The organism is Ensifer sp. (genome assembly GCF_035999185.1).
Taxonomy (GTDB): Bacteria; Pseudomonadota; Alphaproteobacteria; order Rhizobiales; family Rhizobiaceae; genus Ensifer.
On the sequence record NZ_DASYHB010000219.1, the window covers coordinates 23578 to 39355 of the forward strand.

The 15778-nt window shown below is 63.0% G+C and carries 13 protein-coding genes; 10 read left to right on the forward strand and 3 right to left on the reverse strand.

Annotation, left to right across the window (positions count from 1 at the left end; all coding sequences use genetic code 11):
- Nucleotides 1-231: 231 nt before the first annotated feature.
- A complete protein-coding gene (locus VGO04_RS31710; RefSeq protein WP_327499962.1) occupies nucleotides 232-660 on the forward strand; it encodes a lipocalin-like domain-containing protein in 429 nt (142 codons plus the stop codon).
- Nucleotides 661-681: 21 nt separating this feature from the next.
- Here the strand turns inward: VGO04_RS31710 and VGO04_RS31715 are convergent, their stop codons facing one another.
- Nucleotides 682-1086: a GFA family protein gene (locus VGO04_RS31715; RefSeq protein WP_327499963.1), complete on the reverse strand. Its 405-nt coding sequence runs from the start codon at nucleotides 1084-1086 to the stop codon at nucleotides 682-684.
- A gap of 169 nt (nucleotides 1087-1255) precedes the next feature.
- Here VGO04_RS31715 and VGO04_RS31720 point away from each other — a divergent pair, with 169 nt between their 5' ends.
- Nucleotides 1256-1726, forward strand: a complete 471-nt coding sequence (locus VGO04_RS31720; protein WP_327499964.1) for a MarR family winged helix-turn-helix transcriptional regulator — start codon at nucleotides 1256-1258, stop codon at nucleotides 1724-1726.
- Between the two features lie 23 nt (nucleotides 1727-1749).
- Here VGO04_RS31720 and VGO04_RS31725 read toward each other — a convergent pair whose 3' ends face one another.
- Nucleotides 1750-2199, reverse strand: coding sequence for a MarR family transcriptional regulator (locus VGO04_RS31725; protein ID WP_327499965.1), 450 nt, complete (start codon nucleotides 2197-2199; stop codon nucleotides 1750-1752).
- Between the two features lie 61 nt (nucleotides 2200-2260).
- Here VGO04_RS31725 and VGO04_RS31730 point away from each other — a divergent pair, with 61 nt between their 5' ends.
- The 4 genes from VGO04_RS31730 to VGO04_RS31745 all read left to right on the forward strand — a co-directional run bounded on the left by VGO04_RS31730 (nucleotide 2261) and on the right by VGO04_RS31745 (nucleotide 6766).
- Nucleotides 2261-2983, forward strand: a complete 723-nt coding sequence (locus VGO04_RS31730) for a thioredoxin family protein (protein ID WP_327499966.1) — start codon at nucleotides 2261-2263, stop codon at nucleotides 2981-2983.
- Between the two features lie 126 nt (nucleotides 2984-3109).
- Complete coding sequence (locus tag VGO04_RS31735) at nucleotides 3110-3586, forward strand: DUF1579 domain-containing protein (protein WP_327499967.1); 477 nt, start codon at nucleotides 3110-3112, stop codon at nucleotides 3584-3586.
- 136 nt (nucleotides 3587-3722) lie between these two features.
- Complete coding sequence (locus tag VGO04_RS31740; RefSeq protein ID WP_327499968.1) at nucleotides 3723-4490, forward strand: VOC family protein; 768 nt, start codon at nucleotides 3723-3725, stop codon at nucleotides 4488-4490.
- Between the two features lie 458 nt (nucleotides 4491-4948).
- Entirely contained in the window at nucleotides 4949-6766 is a 1818-nt protein-coding gene (locus tag VGO04_RS31745) for a GGDEF domain-containing protein (protein ID WP_327499969.1), read from the forward strand.
- Here the strand turns inward: VGO04_RS31745 and VGO04_RS31750 are convergent.
- Nucleotides 6738-7649, reverse strand: a complete 912-nt coding sequence (locus VGO04_RS31750; protein WP_327499970.1) for a LysR family transcriptional regulator — start codon at nucleotides 7647-7649, stop codon at nucleotides 6738-6740. The two genes, VGO04_RS31745 and VGO04_RS31750, sit on opposite strands and share 29 nt — an antisense overlap.
- 123 nt (nucleotides 7650-7772) lie before the next feature.
- Between VGO04_RS31750 and VGO04_RS31755 the strand changes: the two genes are divergently transcribed.
- From VGO04_RS31755 to VGO04_RS31770, 4 genes are all read left to right on the forward strand, one after another.
- Nucleotides 7773-8807 carry an aldo/keto reductase gene (locus VGO04_RS31755; RefSeq protein ID WP_327499971.1) on the forward strand — a complete coding sequence of 345 codons (1035 nt, stop codon included), beginning with the start codon at nucleotides 7773-7775 and terminating at the stop codon, nucleotides 8805-8807.
- 161 nt (nucleotides 8808-8968) lie between these two features.
- On the forward strand, nucleotides 8969-12295 hold the full coding sequence (locus VGO04_RS31760; protein WP_327499972.1) for a transglutaminase family protein: 3327 nt from the start codon (nucleotides 8969-8971) through the stop codon (nucleotides 12293-12295).
- A complete protein-coding gene (locus VGO04_RS31765) occupies nucleotides 12296-14704 on the forward strand; it encodes a circularly permuted type 2 ATP-grasp protein (RefSeq protein ID WP_327499973.1) in 2409 nt (802 codons plus the stop codon).
- 17 nt (nucleotides 14705-14721) lie between these two features.
- A complete protein-coding gene (locus VGO04_RS31770; protein WP_327499974.1) occupies nucleotides 14722-15600 on the forward strand; it encodes a transglutaminase family protein in 879 nt (292 codons plus the stop codon).
- Nucleotides 15601-15778 lie beyond the last annotated feature (178 nt).

The following is a 15778-nucleotide window of genomic DNA, read 5'->3' on the forward strand; positions in this document are numbered from 1 at the left end:
AAGTGTAGAGCGGTTTTACGTCCAGAATTGCTAGATATCAGAGAGTGAAATCATTTCACTGTTTCGACGAAACAATGAAATGATCCAAACTTCGGTGCAGACAACAAGAAAAGGCTCCCGCATGTCGGGAGCCTTTTTCGTTGCTCGTCTTCCGCCCGCAATCTGCGTATCGCTTTGCCGGACGGAACCCATCTGTTATTTTAGGTCAATCTAAAATCAAACAGGTGGATCATGGCCAACGAGTCCGAACTGCTCGGCACCTGGAAAATGCTCTCCTGGACACGGGAGGTCGTCGCCACTGGTCAGGTGAGCGACGCCATGGGACCCAATCCCATCGGTTATCTCTCGTATTTTCCGGATGGTCGCATGAGCGCCGTGGTCGTGAAGCGCGAGCGGCCCCAACTCAAGGGACTCGTGCCGTCGCACGATGAAAAGGCGGCGCTGTTTGATTCCATGCTCGCCTATTCCGGTTCCTACACGCTGGAAGACGGCCGGATCATCCACCATGTCGACGCAAGCTGGAACCCCGCCTGGGGCGTATCCGACCTGATCCGGCCCTTTGTGGTGGAAGGGGACAGGCTGGTGATCTACGGCGCGCCGGGCATGGACCCGGCGACCGGCGAGGAAGTCATCTACCACCTCGAATTTCGCAAGATGTGACGGGCATTCACATGCCTGATATCAGAGATGGCGGGTTTCGGCCGGCGCGTGGAACCAGTTGTTGTTGCGACCGTCCATGTATTGCACCGGCGCTTCGGCCAGAACAGCCGGGTCGAGATCGTCGAGGCAGGCGACGTTGACGGAGTAGTAGGCACCGCCGATTTCCTCGATGTAGCCGTGACCGAAGGCAGCAACGCCGCATGTCTTGCAGAATCGGTGATGCACGCTGTTGCTGTTGAACTGGTAGTCGGCGATACCGGCCTCGTCGCACTGAAGACGAAAATCCTCGGGCTTGACGATCGCGCCCCAATAGCGCCGCTTCCAGCAGATCGAGCAGTTGCACTTTCCGGTGCCGGCATCGAGGTCGATATCAGCCTCGTAGCGGATGTTTCCGCAATGGCAGCTTCCCTTGTAGGTCAGTTTCATCACCATCATTCCCTGTGCTTGGGTCGCCACCAGTGTGACAACATATTGTCATAATCGCTTTTTGCATAATGACAATATGTTGTCAATAGCGGGCGCAGGCTTGCGACAACTCCGCAAGAATGACAACATACTGTCATTCGCAGTTGCCAACAGAAGCCGACACAGCCGCATGGACGATCCCGAACGCACCCCCGCCGGCGACGCTTTCGCCGAATTTGCCATCTCGGTTCTCCGTCTGGCCGGCCCGCTGACCGTGGCGGGCGACGCGCTTTCGAAACCATCCGGCCAGACGAGCGCCCGCTGGCAGGTGCTCGCCGCGGCCAATCACGGACCCATGTCCGTTGCCGACGCGGCGCGCGCGCTGGGCCTGGCCCGGCAGGGCGTACAGCGCATCGCAGACCTTTTGGCGGAGGAAGGGCTGATTGGCTATGAGGACAACCCGGTTCACCAGCGCGCCAAGCTGATGGTGCTGACTGGGCAAGGCAGCCGCATCCTCCACGATATCAAGCAGCGACAGGCCGTCTGGGCGGACAGTTTTGGAGAAGAGCTTGGAGAAGAGCGGCTGCGTCAGGCCTCGGCGTTGATCGCCGAAGCGATTGCCATCCTGAAGCCGACCGCCAGGGCTTCAGGCGAAACGTGACCTGCAGACGGAGCGCACGACCGTCACCCCCGGCCAAGGGTCAGGAGATCGGAGCGCAGTCGCCCGGCTCCTCCGTCAAGCATCGGATCTAGGGTCGCATGCAGCGCCTTCCAGGTTGGGATGGAGCGCGAAAGCAACGCTTCTCCTTCCGCAGTGAGCTGCAACCGCCTGGATCGTCGGTCATCGGGATCCGGGAAACTCTGGACCAGCCCACGCCGCTCCAAAGGCTTCAGAGCCGCCGTCAGTGTTGTCCGGTCCATGGCGAGCAACGAGGCAACCGAGCCCATGTTCGGAGCCGCCGGTCGGTTGAGCGACATCAGTAGGGAAAATTGTCCGTTGGTGATGTCGAAGGGCCGCAGCGCCTCGTCGAACCGACGGGCCATGGCGCGCGCGGCGCGCTGCACATGCAGGCAGAGACAGGTATCCCGCACATGCAGGGTCGTCTCGAACGGAACGGGGGGCTGCTTTGACATGGCCCATTAATGTTGATATCAACATAAATAGTCAAGTGCGGCGTTTGAAGGAGGAGCGGGCATGAGACACGAGCATGCAGTCGTATCGCCGGAGGCGTGGTTGAGGGCGCGCAAAGCTCTACTTGCGCTGGAGAAGGAACACACCCACCTGCGCGACAAGGTCAATGCCGCCCGCTTGGCATTGCCCTGGGTGAAAATGGAAAAGACCTACGTCTTCGACACGCCGACCGGCCGCAAGACACTGGCCGAACTATTCGACGGGCGCAGCCAGCTTGTCGTCTATCACTTCATGTTCGGCCCCTCCTGGGAGGCCGGATGCCCAAGCTGTTCCTTCCTGGTTGATCATTTCTCGGGCATGCTGCCGCATCTCAACCATCATGACGTGACCTTGATTGCCGCAGCGAACGCACCGCTTGCCAAGATCGAGGCCTACAAGAAGCGCATGAACTGGGACTTCCCCTGGGTTTCCGCCGCAGGCAACGGTTTCAACCATGATTTCCATGTGGCTTTCTCGCCGGAAGAACTCTCAAGCGGCGCGGTCTCCTACAATTTCACCGAGATCGCCAGCGCCAACGCGCATGAGGAACTGCCGGGACTGAGCGCCTTTCAGAAGGGCGAGGACGGCGCGCTTTATCACACCTATTCGACCTATGCCCGCGGGCTGGAGGAACTGGCCGGCACACTGATGCTGCTCGACCGGGCACCGAAAGGCCGCAACGAAGAGACAGCCATGAGCTTCGTGCGACGCCACGACGAATACGGGCGGCCGCGAAAGGCGGGCTAAGCCGATGCAGGCGGAACATTTCGCCCGTAGCGGCGTTTGACGAACACCCGTTTGCCGGGCCGAGAACCTGTGCCCGCACGCAACTGACATAAGAACCAAGAGCCGCACCAAAAATAAGGATGTGCCGTGAGCGTCGAACCGGAAGAAGCGCATCGCTGGCTCGAGCAAATGCTAGGCGACTGGCACGTTCGCACGCTTGGCGCAGATGGTGAGTCCGACGGCAGCGGCCCCTGGACGGAGCATGTCCGTTCGCTCCACGGTCTCTGGATCGTATGCGAGGGACAGGGAACGATGCCTGGCGGCGGCTTCGGCCAGACATTGATGACACTTGGCTTCAATCCCGAGACGAAACGCTATGTCGGGACCTGGGTCGGGTCCATGATGACCCACATGTGGATCTATGACGGCGAACTGGACGCAAATGGCATGTCTCTGTCGCTCCATTGTGACGGTCCGGATTTCGAGAACCCGGGCCAGACAGCGCGTTACCGTGACGTCATCACGCTCGTTGACCATTCCCGCCGCCTGCTGACCGCCCAGGTTCAGGCACCAGACGGAAGCTGGCGCACGATGATGACCGCGCAGTACAGCCGCAGCGACTGAAGGCGACATAAGGAAAAGCATGGCCGCTTTTCCGCCCCGTCCCGCGCGCGGATTCGAAGAGATCTTCGGGCACGGGAACAGGAGACGAGGCGCCGGGCACGCCGGATCGAAACCACCTGCAAACTGGAGGAAGGCAATGGCAGATCACGGTAAATTCGTTTGGTACGAACTGATGACGACCGACATGGCAGCCGCTGAGACCTTCTACAGGGACGTTGTCGGCTGGGATGCTCGCGATTCCGGCATGACCGGCATCAGCTACACGCTGTTTAATGTCGGTGACATGCCGGTGGCGGGCCTGATGGCCATGCCCGAAGGCGCGCTCGACATGAAGGTGCCGCCTGCCTGGCTCGGCTATATCGGCGTCGACGACGTCGATGCGGCGGCTGCCAAGATCGCGGCCAAGGGGGGCAAGGTTCATCGCGCCCCGGACGACATTCCGGGCATCGGACGCTTTGCTGTCGTGACCGACCCGCACGGCGCCGTGTTCTCCATCTTCAGGGGGATCGGCGATCCACCTCCTGTCACCGATCCGATGACGCCGGGTCTTGTCGGCTGGCACGAACTGGCCGCGGGTGATCTCGACACGGCCTTTCCCTTCTACGCCGAGCTCTTCGGCTGGACGAAGGACCAGGCCATGGACATGGGCGAGATGGGCATCTACCAGATCTTCGCCCAGGGCGGCGCTCCGATCGGCGGTATGATGACCAAGCCGAAAGAGGTTCCCGGGCCATACTGGCTCTACTACATCAACGTGTCGGGTCTCGACGCTTCCATTGAACGCATCAAGGCTGGCGGCGGCAAGATCGTGCTTGAGCCGATGGAAGTGCCCGGAGGGGCCTGGATCGTTCAGGCGCTCGACCCACAAGGCGCGCTCTTCGCACTGGTCGGGCCCAGGCGCTAGAGCAATTCCAGGAATTGTGTAGAACGGTTTTCCGTACGGAATGGCGTAATATCAGAGAGTTAGATCATTTCACTGTTTCGACGAAACAATGAAATGATCTCGTTGCAACGTCTTCGGCGCTCAGGCCGAGATTGTCGCAACAGTGTTTCCGAAGTAAAAAAGGATCAATACAAAGATGAGGTCCGCTTTCGGAAAGAAAGCGGACCTCATCCGTTGTCTCTGGAAGACCGAGTAACCAGCACCGATCCCGAGATCGCCAATGCTGCCCTGCGTCTGGCGCATCCCTCGGTTGCGGTTTAGCCCCTAGTATTTCAGGGTATTTCAAGGTTATTTAACACCTTATACGTTAACAGGCGTGGCAGGCACACTGATTTCGGATGGGTTTCTTGTCGCTTGGCAAGAATTTGTCGCGACAGCCGAGCGACGAGCGGCGACATGAGTGGAGCAACTTCGCATCGATGAGCAACAATGGCGGCAGCTTTGCGTCCCCTGCGGCGGGCGTTGCGGAAGTGCGCACGGCCAAGGTGCTGCGCCGCAAGCTTCAATGGCTCGTCGCGATCGTCGTCGCCTGCACGGGCGTTCTTGCCACCGAGATCATCGCGGCCTCCTACAGCGATTTCGTGATCGCCCGGCGCAACCTGACCGAGGTCATGGCTTTTTGTCGGGTCCTGGACGCGGCCAACTATCTTTCGGCCGAACGTGGTCCGTCGAATGGCATGCTCGGCATCGGGGTTGCGCCCGGATCACCGGTTGAAGCCCGTCTCGCCGAATTCCGTGCCCGCAGCGACGCGGCACTCGCACAACTCACCGCCGACATCGACAATGCCAGCCGCTCCGAACCGGCCGGCGCCCTTTCGCCGATCCTCTCCGAGGTCCAGCGTCGCCTGACGCTTGCGCGCGCAGAAGTCGACCGCATTGCCGCGCTGCCCCCGGAAAAGCGCGACCTTACCGAAATCCAGGCGACGATCGAGGCGATGTTCGGTGTCATCGATGCGCTTCGCCCGGCGATCGACTGGAACATTCAGCGCCTCACCAACACAGACCCGAACCTGGCCGGTATTGCGCTTGCGGCCCAGATGCTCGCCAACCTGCGCGAGGACGGCGGCCGCCTCGGTTCGCAGATCATGGCACCGGTCGCAGTCGGCAAGCCGCTCGGAGCCAAGAACCTGGCTGACAGCGAGCGCACGCGCGGCAGGTTGCAGGAGATCTGGTCGATCGTCGGCAAACCGGGCGCCCTTCCCGGCCTCAGCCAGAAAAACATAGGCGACCTTGCGAAAATCGATCGCGAATTCTTCGCAGAAGGCCTTGCGATCATCGACGGCGTCATCGCCGTAGGCAAGCATTCGGGCGCCTACCCGATGACCGCCGAGCAGCTCACCGACCGCTTTGTCCCGAAAATGAAGCCGCTCGAGGACCTGCGCCGCGCCTTCATGGATTCGACCGTCGAGCGGCTTTCGGCCAACAAGACGCGGGCGTCGGTCAAGCTTGCAATTGCCAGCCTTGCAACCTTCTCGCTGTTCCTCGTGCTGCTCATCCTGATGCGCCGCGCCCGCTCGCTGGTGTTCGAGCCGTTGCTGCTCGCCCGACACAGCATCATCGAGCTTGCCAACGACCGGCCCATCGCCCGCCTTCAGGGCAAGGGTGGCGAAGGCGAGATGGGTCGTCTGTTCGACGCGATCGACGTGCTGCGCCAAAGGCTCGACGAGCGCACGCTGCTGATGCAGCATCTTGAGCGCCAGGCCGAAACGGACGAGTTGACCGGCCTGCTCAATCGCCGTGCTCTGGAGCTCATCGGTAGTGCCGAACACAAGAACGGCGGCGATCAGGAGGCCTGCCTGATCCTGATGGATATCGACCGCTTCAAGCAGATCAACGACACCTACGGCCACCTGGTCGGCGATATCGTGCTGAAGGAAACCGCCCGCATCATTCGCAATTCGGTGCGCAGCTCGGACCTTGTCGCGCGTTTCGGCGGCGAAGAATTTGCCGTCATTACCCCCGGCGACAGCATCGAGTCCGCCCTTGCCCTCGCAGAGAGAATAAGGGCCAATCTGGCGCGCGAGCCGATCGTCGTTTCGGAAGGCCAGGCACTGACCGTGACGGCCAGCTTCGGCGTGGCTGAGGGACGAAGCGCCAATGGCGGTTGGAAACGCCTGATCGCACGCGCCGACACCGAACTTTACCGCGCCAAATCCGAGGGTCGCAACCGCGTCTGCGGCCACCCGGCGGGCTTGTCGATCGCCCACCTCACGACGGCGAAATCCGCGCGCGCGTAGCGAGAAAATCGAGCACGACCCGCACGCGCGCCGGCAGCGCGCCACCCGGACCGTGAAACACGGCATGGAAGGCCTCGGTGTCGCCAGGGTTCAGGTGTTCGGCAACCGGCAGCAGGCGGCCGAAACGGATATCCTCGCTGATCGTGAATGTCGGAAGCCGGGCGAGCCCGACACCGGCAAGCGCCAGCTGGCGCAAGCCCTCGCCATCGCTCACCCGCACCCGTTCCGTCGGCGCCAGCGTCATCGGCGCGCCGTCCAAGAGGATCGGCCAGCCGTCGACGGCCCGGGCGTAGCTGTGGCTCAGCCTGTTCAGAATCTCGAGCGCCTGAAGGTCCTTGGGCATGCCGAAACGGTCGAGATAGGCCGGCGCGCCGACGATCGTCTTCGATGTCGTGCCGAGCTTGCGGGCAATCAGGCTCGAGCTCTTGAGCGGCCCGGCACGCACGGCGATGTCTGCACGCTCCGCCATCAGATCGACAACCGTATCGGTTTGCAGAATGTCGAGCGAAACCGACGGAAATGCCGAGAGAAATTCCGGCAGCACCGGCATCAGGACATGCGCGGCATAGGAAGCGCTGACATTGAGGCGCACGCGGCCTTCGGGCGTTTCGCCGGCGCCGGCCGCACGTTCTGCCTCGTCGATGTCGGCGAGGATCCGCACAGCCCGCTCATAGAACGCGCAGCCTTCCGCCGTCAGTTGCAGCCGCCGCGTCGAGCGGTTGACCAGACGCACGCCAAGCCGCTCCTCCAGCCGCTGGACGAGTTTGCTGACCGCCGACGGCGTCATGCATGAAACCCGGGCCGCTGCCGAAAAGCCACCAAGCTCCACCACCTTGGCGAAAACCGCCATTTCGCCCGAACGATTGACCGGAAAACGCGACATGTGACTTCAACTCACAAATGATGTTCCTTCATCGGGTCTACATCGCAAATGGTTGCGACACCACCTCCTCGTCAAGGCGAGCGGATGAGATCCGTCGCCCAAACCCAGCGAGGAGCTTGAACGATGGAATACAGACGGCTTGGATCATCTGGACTGAAGGTGCCGGCCTTGAGCTTCGGCGCAGGAACCTTCGGCGGCAAGGGGCCGCTCTTCAGCGCCTGGGGCAACAGCGGCGAGGCGGAGGCGCGGCGGCTGATCGACATATCGCTGGAGGCCGGCGTCAATCTCTTCGACACGGCCGACGTCTATTCGGACGGCGCTTCCGAGAGCGTGCTTGGTGCTGCGATCAAAGGGCGGCGCGATCAGGTGCTGATCTCGACCAAGATCGCATTGCCGATGGGCGATGGGCCGAACGATGCCGGTACGTCACGCGCGCGCCTCATCAAGGGGGTCGACGACGCGCTCAGGCGTCTCGGCACCGACTATATCGATCTCCTGCAATTGCATGCGTTTGACGCCGGCACGCCCGTCGAGGAAAGTCTTGCGACCCTCGACAGTCTCGTTGCCGCCGGAAAACTCCGGTATATCGGCGCGTCCAACTTTGCCGGCTGGCAATTGATGAAGTCGCTTGCGGCCTCGGAAAAACACGGCCTCGTGCGCCACGTTGCCCATCAGGTCTACTATTCGCTGGTCGGTCGCGACTACGAGTGGGAGCTGATGCCGCTCGGCGCCGACCAGGGCGTCGGCGCTCTGGTCTGGAGCCCGCTCGGCTGGGGGCGTTTGACCGGCAAGATCCGCCGCGGCCAGCCCTGGCCGGAAGGCAGCCGCCTGCACGACACGGCCGCTTTCGGCCCACCGGTCGATGATGAAAAACTCTACGACGTCGTCGACGTGCTCGACCAATTGGCTGAAGAGACCGGCAAGACCATCCCGCAGATCGCCATCAACTGGCTCCTGCAGCGCCCGACGGTTTCGAGCGTGATCATCGGCGCCCGCAACGAGGAGCAGCTTCGCCAGAACCTCGGCGCCGTCGGCTGGTCGCTCTCTTCTGAACAGATCGCCCGGCTGGACGAGGCAAGCCGGACGACCCCTGCCTACCCCTACTTCCCCTATTATCGCCAGGAAGGCTTCGCCCGCATCAATCCGCCGATCGTCTGACCGATAGCGGAGCACCTTTCGCACGCCTGACCGGGCGTGCGAAAGCGTTGCCGCGGCTTGATTTTCCCGCCGCGCATTCGCGCTTGCATTCTCCCTTCGCATTGCACAAACTTCTCCAAAATGGGGGCGCAAGACCTACCACGAAGGGGACCAAATCCGGCATGTCGATCAAGGCCAGCATTTATCACCTGACCCACTATACCTATGACCGCCCGATCCGGCTGTCGCCGCAGATCATCCGGTTGAAGCCCGCGGCCCATTCCAAGACCAAGGTCATCAGCCACGCGCTGAAGGTTTCGCCCGGCAATCATTTCGTCAACCTGCAGCAGGATCCCTACGGCAACTACCTCGCCCGTTACGTCTTTCCCGATCCGGTCAGCGAACTGAAAATCGAGGTCGATCTGGTCGCCGACATGACGGTCTACAACCCCTTCGACTTCTTCGTCGAAGAAGAGGCTGAGCACTGGCCCTTCGCCTATCCCGAGGACCTCAGCGACGACCTGCAGATCTACATGACGCCCGAACCGGTCGGCCCGGCACTTGCCGCCTTTATGGCGACGGTCGACCGCTCCCACCAGCGCACCGTCGATATGGTCGTCGGCTTGAACGCACGCCTGCAGCAGGAAATAGGCTACGTCATCCGCATGGAGCCGGGTGTGCAGACGCCGGAGGATACGCTGACCTCGACCAGGGGGTCCTGTCGCGATTCCAGCTGGTTGCTCGTGCAGATCCTGCGCAATCTCGGTCTGGCCGCCCGTTTCGTCTCCGGCTACCTCATCCAGCTGACGCCGGATCTGAAGGCGCTCGACGGCCCCTCCGGCACCGACCACGATTTTACCGATCTGCACGCCTGGGCCGAAGTCTATCTGCCCGGCGCAGGCTGGGTTGGCCTCGACCCCACCTCGGGGCTGTTGACCGGCGAAAGCCATATCCCGCTTGCGGCCACCCCGCATTTCCGCAACGCAGCACCCATCTCCGGCGGTTTCTTCGGCGACCCTGAAACGCGAACCGACTTCGCCTTCGACATGAAGGTCGCGCGCGTTGCCGAGCATCCGCGCATCACCAAGCCCTTCTCCGACGAGAGCTGGGAGGCGCTGAACGCGCTTGGCGGCGAGGTCGACCGGGTGCTTCAAGAGAACGATATTCGCCTGACCATGGGCGGCGAGCCGACCTTCGTCTCGATCGACGACTTCGAAGCCGAGGAATGGAACACGGAAGCTGTGGGCCCGACCAAGCGCGAAAAGGCCGACGACCTCATTCGGCGTTTGCGCGAGCGCTTTGCGCCCGGCGGATTCCTGCACTACGGCCAGGGCAAATGGTACCCCGGCGAAAGCCTGCCGCGCTGGACCTTTTCACTCTACTGGCGCAAGGACGGCGTGCCGATCTGGCGGCGGCCGGATCTCATTGCCGAGGAAGCCGGTCGCCATGACGTCACCGAAAAGGACGCCGAACGGCTGCTGAAGGCGATTGCCGGCGAGCTTGATGTCTCAGCCGACATGGTCGTACCCGCCTTTGAGGATCCGGCCGAATGGCTGCTGAAAGAGGCGAACCTCCCGGACAATGTCGATCCCGCCAACTCCAAGCTCAAGGACCCGGAGGAACGCAGCCGCATGGCGCGCGTCTTCGAGCGCGGCCTGACGACGCCGACCGGCTACGTGCTACCGGTCCAGGCCTGGAACGCCCGCGCAACGGGGCGACAATGGATGAGCGAGAAATGGAGCACCCGACGCGGCCGCCTGTTCCTGGTACCTGGCGACAGCCCTGTCGGCTACCGACTGCCGCTCGGCGCGTTGCCCTACATCGCCCCGACCTGGTACCCCTATATCAACCCGCTCGACCCGACCGTGCCGCGCGACGACCTGCCGGATTTCTCCGAGCAGATCAGCCGGCCGCAACACGCGCGCTTCCAGGCGTCGGAGGTTCCCGAAACCCCGCTCCCGACGCCGCGAGACGAGATCGCCGGCCTGGTGCGCACGGCCATCAGCGTCGAGCCGCGCGACGGCCGCCTCTGTGTCTTCATGCCGCCGACGGTCAGCATCGAGGAGTATCTCGACCTGATCGCCTCGGCGGAACGCGCGGCGGCGTCCATTGGCCTGCCCGTGCACATCGAAGGCTACGCGCCGCCGCAGGACGAGCGCATCAATGTCATCCGCGTCGCGCCGGATCCGGGCGTGATCGAGGTCAACATCCATCCGGCCGCCCACTGGCGCGATTGCGTCGACATCACCACGGCGATCTACGAGGAGGCCCGCCAGAGCCGGCTTGGCGCCGACAAGTTCATGATCGACGGGCGCCACACCGGCACCGGCGGCGGCAATCACGTGGTCGTCGGCGGCGCCAATCCCAACGACAGCCCGTTCCTGCGCCGTCCCGATCTTCTGAAAAGCATGGTGCTGCACTGGCAGCGGCATCCCTCGCTCTCCTACCTGTTCTCAGGCCTCTTCATCGGCCCGACATCCCAGGCGCCGCGCATCGACGAGGCCCGGCACGATCAGCTCTACGAGCTTGAGATCGCGCTTTCGCAGGTGCCGATGCCGGGCTCGGCGACGCCGCCGCCCCTGCCCTGGCTCGTCGACCGGCTCTTCCGCAACCTGCTCGTCGACGTCACCGGCAACACGCACCGGGCGGAAATCTGCATCGACAAGCTGTTTTCGCCCGATGGCCCGACCGGCCGCCTCGGCCTCGTCGAATTCCGCGGCTTCGAGATGCCGCCCAACGCCCGCATGTCGCTTGCCCAGCAATTGCTGGTGCGCGCGCTGATCGCCCGCTTCTGGAAACACCCTGTCGATGGCCGCTTCGTGCGCTGGGGCACCACGCTCCACGACCGCTTCATGCTGCCGCATCACGTCTGGCAGGATTTTCTCGAAGTGCTGGCGGATCTGCGCGCCCATGGTTTCGATCTGAAGCCCGAGTGGTTCGAAGCCCAGCTCGAGTTTCGCTTTCCGTTCTGCGGCGAGGTCGAATACGAAGGGGCAAAGCTCGAAATCCGCCAGGCCCTGGAGCCTTGGCACGTAATGGGCGAACAGGGCGCTATCGGCGGCACGGTGCGTTATGTGGATAGCTCCGTCGAGCGCCTGCAGGTGAAGCTCGATACCGCCAATCCCGAGCGCTACACGGTTGCCTGCAACGGTCGAGCAGTGCCGCTGACGCGCACCGGCTCAAACGGTACCACAGTTGGCGGCGTTCGCTACAAGGCCTGGCAACCCGCCTCGGGTCTCCACCCCGTCCTGCCGGTCAACACTCCCCTCACATTCGATATTTATGATACATGGTCGAATCGGGCGATCGGTGGATGCATCTACCACGTCGCCCATCCGGGGGGACGCAACTACGACACGTTTCCGGTCAACGGCAACGAAGCGGAAGCGCGTCGCCTGTCGCGGTTCGAACCTTGGGGTCACACCACAGGCGCATACCCGCTTCGCCCGGAAAGCCCGTCGATGGAATTCCCGATGACGCTTGATCTCAGGCGTCCGCCAGGAGCGTAAATGGCGAAAAAGCAGACAGCGGCCGCAGACCATCGCAGTCCGGACGACGATCCGGTGTTCGGCTACCGCGCCCTTCCCGGCATAGCCGACGAAATGCTCGACCAGGAGGGAAACGTCCGCCCGGTCTGGCAGCGACTGCTTGCGACCCTCGGACGCCTCGATGAGACCGAGCTTGCCAACCGCTTCGCGCGCGCCGATCGCTATCTGCGCGATGCTGGCGTCTTCTACCGGGTCTACGGCGCCAAGGACAGTTCCGAGCGCAGCTGGCCGCTGTCACACATTCCCGTTCTGATCGACGAGAAGGAATGGGCCGCGGTCTCGCAAGGGCTCGTGCAGCGCGCCGAGCTTCTGGAGAAGGTCGTCGCCGATATCTACGGCGACAACCGGCTGGTGCGCGAGGGCCTGCTGCCGCCGGCACTTGTCGCCTCCAATCCGGAGTTTCTGCGACCGCTCGTCGGCGTGAAGCCGGCCGACGGCCACTTCCTGCACTTCATCTCCTTCGAGATCGGCCGCGGCCCCGACGGCAACTGGTGGGTCCTGTCGGACCGCACCGAGGCGCCCTCGGGTGCTGGTTTTGCGCTCGAAAACCGGGTCGCGACCACCCGCGCCTTCTCCAATCTCTACGCCGAGACCCACGTGCATCGGCTGGCGGGCTTTTTTGGAGAATTCCGCGACACGCTGCAAAGCCGCAGGCTGCACCCGGACGATCGCATCGCCGTTTTGTCGCCCGGCATCGCCAACGAGACCTATTTCGAACACGCCTATATCGCCCGCTACCTCGGCTTCATGCTGCTCGAAGGCGAGGACCTGACCGTCGTCGGCGGCCGGGTGATGGTCCGAACCGTCGCCGGTCTCAAGCCCGTGGGCGTGCTCTGGCGACGTCTTGACGCCGCCTTCGCCGATCCGCTGGAACTCAACCAGTCCTCCCATATCGGTACCCCCGGCATCGTCGAGGCGCTGCGCGCCGGCTCCGTTTCGATCGTCAACGCGCTCGGCACCGGCATCGTCGAGACCCGCGCCTTCCTTGCCTTCATCCCAGCGATCTGTCGCCACCTGCTGGGTGAGGAACAGCTGCTGCCCTCGATCGCCACCTGGTGGTGCGGCCAGAGCGCGGAGCGGGAGCAGGTCGCTGCCAATATCGAGCGCATGGTCATCGGTCCGGCCTATGCGACGCGCCCCTTCTTCGACGACAACGGCCAGTCCGTGCTCGGCGCAGCACTCGACGACGGGGCCAAGGCCTCGATCGCCGATTGGCTCGGCGCCGAAGGCGGCACGCTCGTCGGCCAGGAGGTCGTCACGCTTTCGACCACGCCCGCCTGGGTGCGCGGCCGGCTGACGCCCCGCCCCATGAGCCTTCGGGTCTTTGCAGCCCGCACCCGCGACGGCTGGCAGATCATGCCGGGTGGCTTTGCCCGCATCGGTTCGGGCGACGACGTAGCCGCGATCGCGATGCAGGCCGGCGGCACTGCCGCCGACGTCTGGATCGTCAGTGACCGCCCGGTCGAACGCACGACGCTGCTGCCGGCCGAAGAGAGCTTCACCCGCAACATGCCCGGAAGCCTGCCGAGCCGGGCAGCCGACAACCTGTTCTGGCTGGGCCGCTACATCGAACGGGCCGAAGGGGCGCTGCGCATCCTGCGCGCCTGGCATGGCCGCTTCGCCGAAACCGCAAATCCCGACCTGCCGCTGCTGAAGGATGTCAGCGACTATCTCGCAGCACTTGACATCGACACGCGCCAGCCGGTGCCCGACAGCCTGCTTGCCAATATTTCCAGCGCTCTTTTCAGCGCCGGCAACATTCGCGACCGGTTCTCGCCCGACGGCTGGCTGGCGCTGAACGACCTGTCGCAGACGGCGCGCAAGTTCCATGCGACGGTTCAGGCCGGCGACGATGCCACGCGCGCAATGACCGTCCTCCTACGCAAGCTTGCCGGTTTTGCCGGTCTTGTTCACGAAAACATGTACCGGTTCACCGGCTGGCGCTTTCTTTCGACCGGCCGCTACATCGAGCGCGGCCTGCACATGACGCGGTTGCTCGGCCATATGTCCGGTCCAGACGCGCCCGACGGCGCCTACGACATGCTTCTTGAAATCGGCGACAGCGTCATGACCCACCGCCGGCGCTACAATGTCAGCACCGCCGCCTTGACCGTGACCGACCTTTTGGCGCTCGACCCGCTCAATCCGCGCTCGGTGCTTTACCAGTTGAACGAGATCAAGACGGAGGTGGAACTGCTGCCGAATGCCCTTGTCAACGGACAGATGTCGCCCTTCTACCGTGAGGCCATGCGCCTGCATTCGAGCCTCGTGGTCATGACGCCGGAAGCGATGAACCTGGATGTCTACAACCGGATGGAGCGGGATTTCGAAAACCTGTCCGATCTGCTTGCGCGAACCTATCTGGACTAGCGGGACAGGGATCCGCCATGCTTTACGACATCAGCCTGAAGATCACCTACGACTATGAAGTACCGGTTTCCGGCGGCCGACACCTGGTGCGCGTGTTGCCGGCCACCCTTCCCGGCCGACAGCGCCTCGTCGTCGGTTCGGTGAGCTGCCAGCCGATGCCGGGCGAACGCACCGAAAGCACCGACTTCTTCGCCAACCCGTTTACCTCGATCCTCTTCCGCACCGCCCACGCCGACCTCACGATCCGCATGCAGGCGCGGGTGCAGGTGGAAGCGCAACCGCTGACCGCGGATTTTTCGCCACGGCTTGAAGGCCTTCCGACGGAACTCGCAGCCTGCTGGTCCGTCGACGCCGAGGCGCCGCATCACTTCACGGGCCCGAGCCCCCTCTTGCCGGAGGCTGCCGCGATCTCGGCCTACGCGCGCGACACGATCAACGATACGATGACGGTCCGCCAGATCGCCGCGGCGCTGTGCGAACGGATCCATCGCGACTTTACCTATGACGGTGAAGCCACGACGGTAAATACGACGCCCGACGAGGCCTTCAAGCTGAAACGCGGCGTCTGCCAGGACTTCGCGCATGTGATGATCGTGGCGCTCAGGAGCCTCGGCATTCCCGCCGGATATGTTAGTGGATTCTTAAGAACGATTCCGCCTCCGGGCAAGGAACGGCTGGAAGGTGCCGATGCGATGCACGCCTGGGTGCGCGTCTGGTGCGGCGCAACCGCTGGATGGTTCGAACTCGATCCGACCAACAATATTCCGGCTGGAACCGACCATATCGTCGTCGGTCATGGGCGCGACTACGGTGACGTTGCGCCGGTGATTGGTATCCTGAAAAGCTATGGCAGCCAGACGACGAAACAGTCCGTCGACGTCATTCCGGTACCGTGATCCGTTTTGGTACAGCCCGTTTCCCGTTTTCGAACACGACAACCTCCACGGAACGTGCTGTAAGCACTGACTTTCCTGCATTCCATTAAAATTGCAATGATTGCGGGAACGATATCGTAAGCCATCGCCGCTATTGATGCCCTCAAGCTTGCAACGTGTTCCTTTGGGGTGTGCAAAG

Coding starts and splice junctions, on each gene's coding strand:
- VGO04_RS31715 (WP_327499963.1), bottom strand. CDS start 1,086: ATGAAACTGACCTACAAGGGAAGCTGCCATTGCGGAAACATCCGCTAC.
- VGO04_RS31755 (WP_327499971.1), top strand. CDS start 7,773: ATGGAATACAGACGGCTTGGATCATCTGGACTGAAGGTGCCGGCCTTG.
- VGO04_RS31710 (WP_327499962.1), top strand. CDS start 232: ATGGCCAACGAGTCCGAACTGCTCGGCACCTGGAAAATGCTCTCCTGG.
- VGO04_RS31730 (WP_327499966.1), top strand. CDS start 2,261: ATGAGACACGAGCATGCAGTCGTATCGCCGGAGGCGTGGTTGAGGGCG.
- VGO04_RS31770 (WP_327499974.1), top strand. CDS start 14,722: ATGCTTTACGACATCAGCCTGAAGATCACCTACGACTATGAAGTACCG.
- VGO04_RS31765 (WP_327499973.1), top strand. CDS start 12,296: ATGGCGAAAAAGCAGACAGCGGCCGCAGACCATCGCAGTCCGGACGAC.
- VGO04_RS31760 (WP_327499972.1), top strand. CDS start 8,969: ATGTCGATCAAGGCCAGCATTTATCACCTGACCCACTATACCTATGAC.
- VGO04_RS31740 (WP_327499968.1), top strand. CDS start 3,723: ATGGCAGATCACGGTAAATTCGTTTGGTACGAACTGATGACGACCGAC.
- VGO04_RS31725 (WP_327499965.1), bottom strand. CDS start 2,199: ATGTCAAAGCAGCCCCCCGTTCCGTTCGAGACGACCCTGCATGTGCGG.
- VGO04_RS31745 (WP_327499969.1), top strand. CDS start 4,949: ATGAGCAACAATGGCGGCAGCTTTGCGTCCCCTGCGGCGGGCGTTGCG.
- VGO04_RS31750 (WP_327499970.1), bottom strand. CDS start 7,649: ATGTCGCGTTTTCCGGTCAATCGTTCGGGCGAAATGGCGGTTTTCGCC.
- VGO04_RS31720 (WP_327499964.1), top strand. CDS start 1,256: ATGGACGATCCCGAACGCACCCCCGCCGGCGACGCTTTCGCCGAATTT.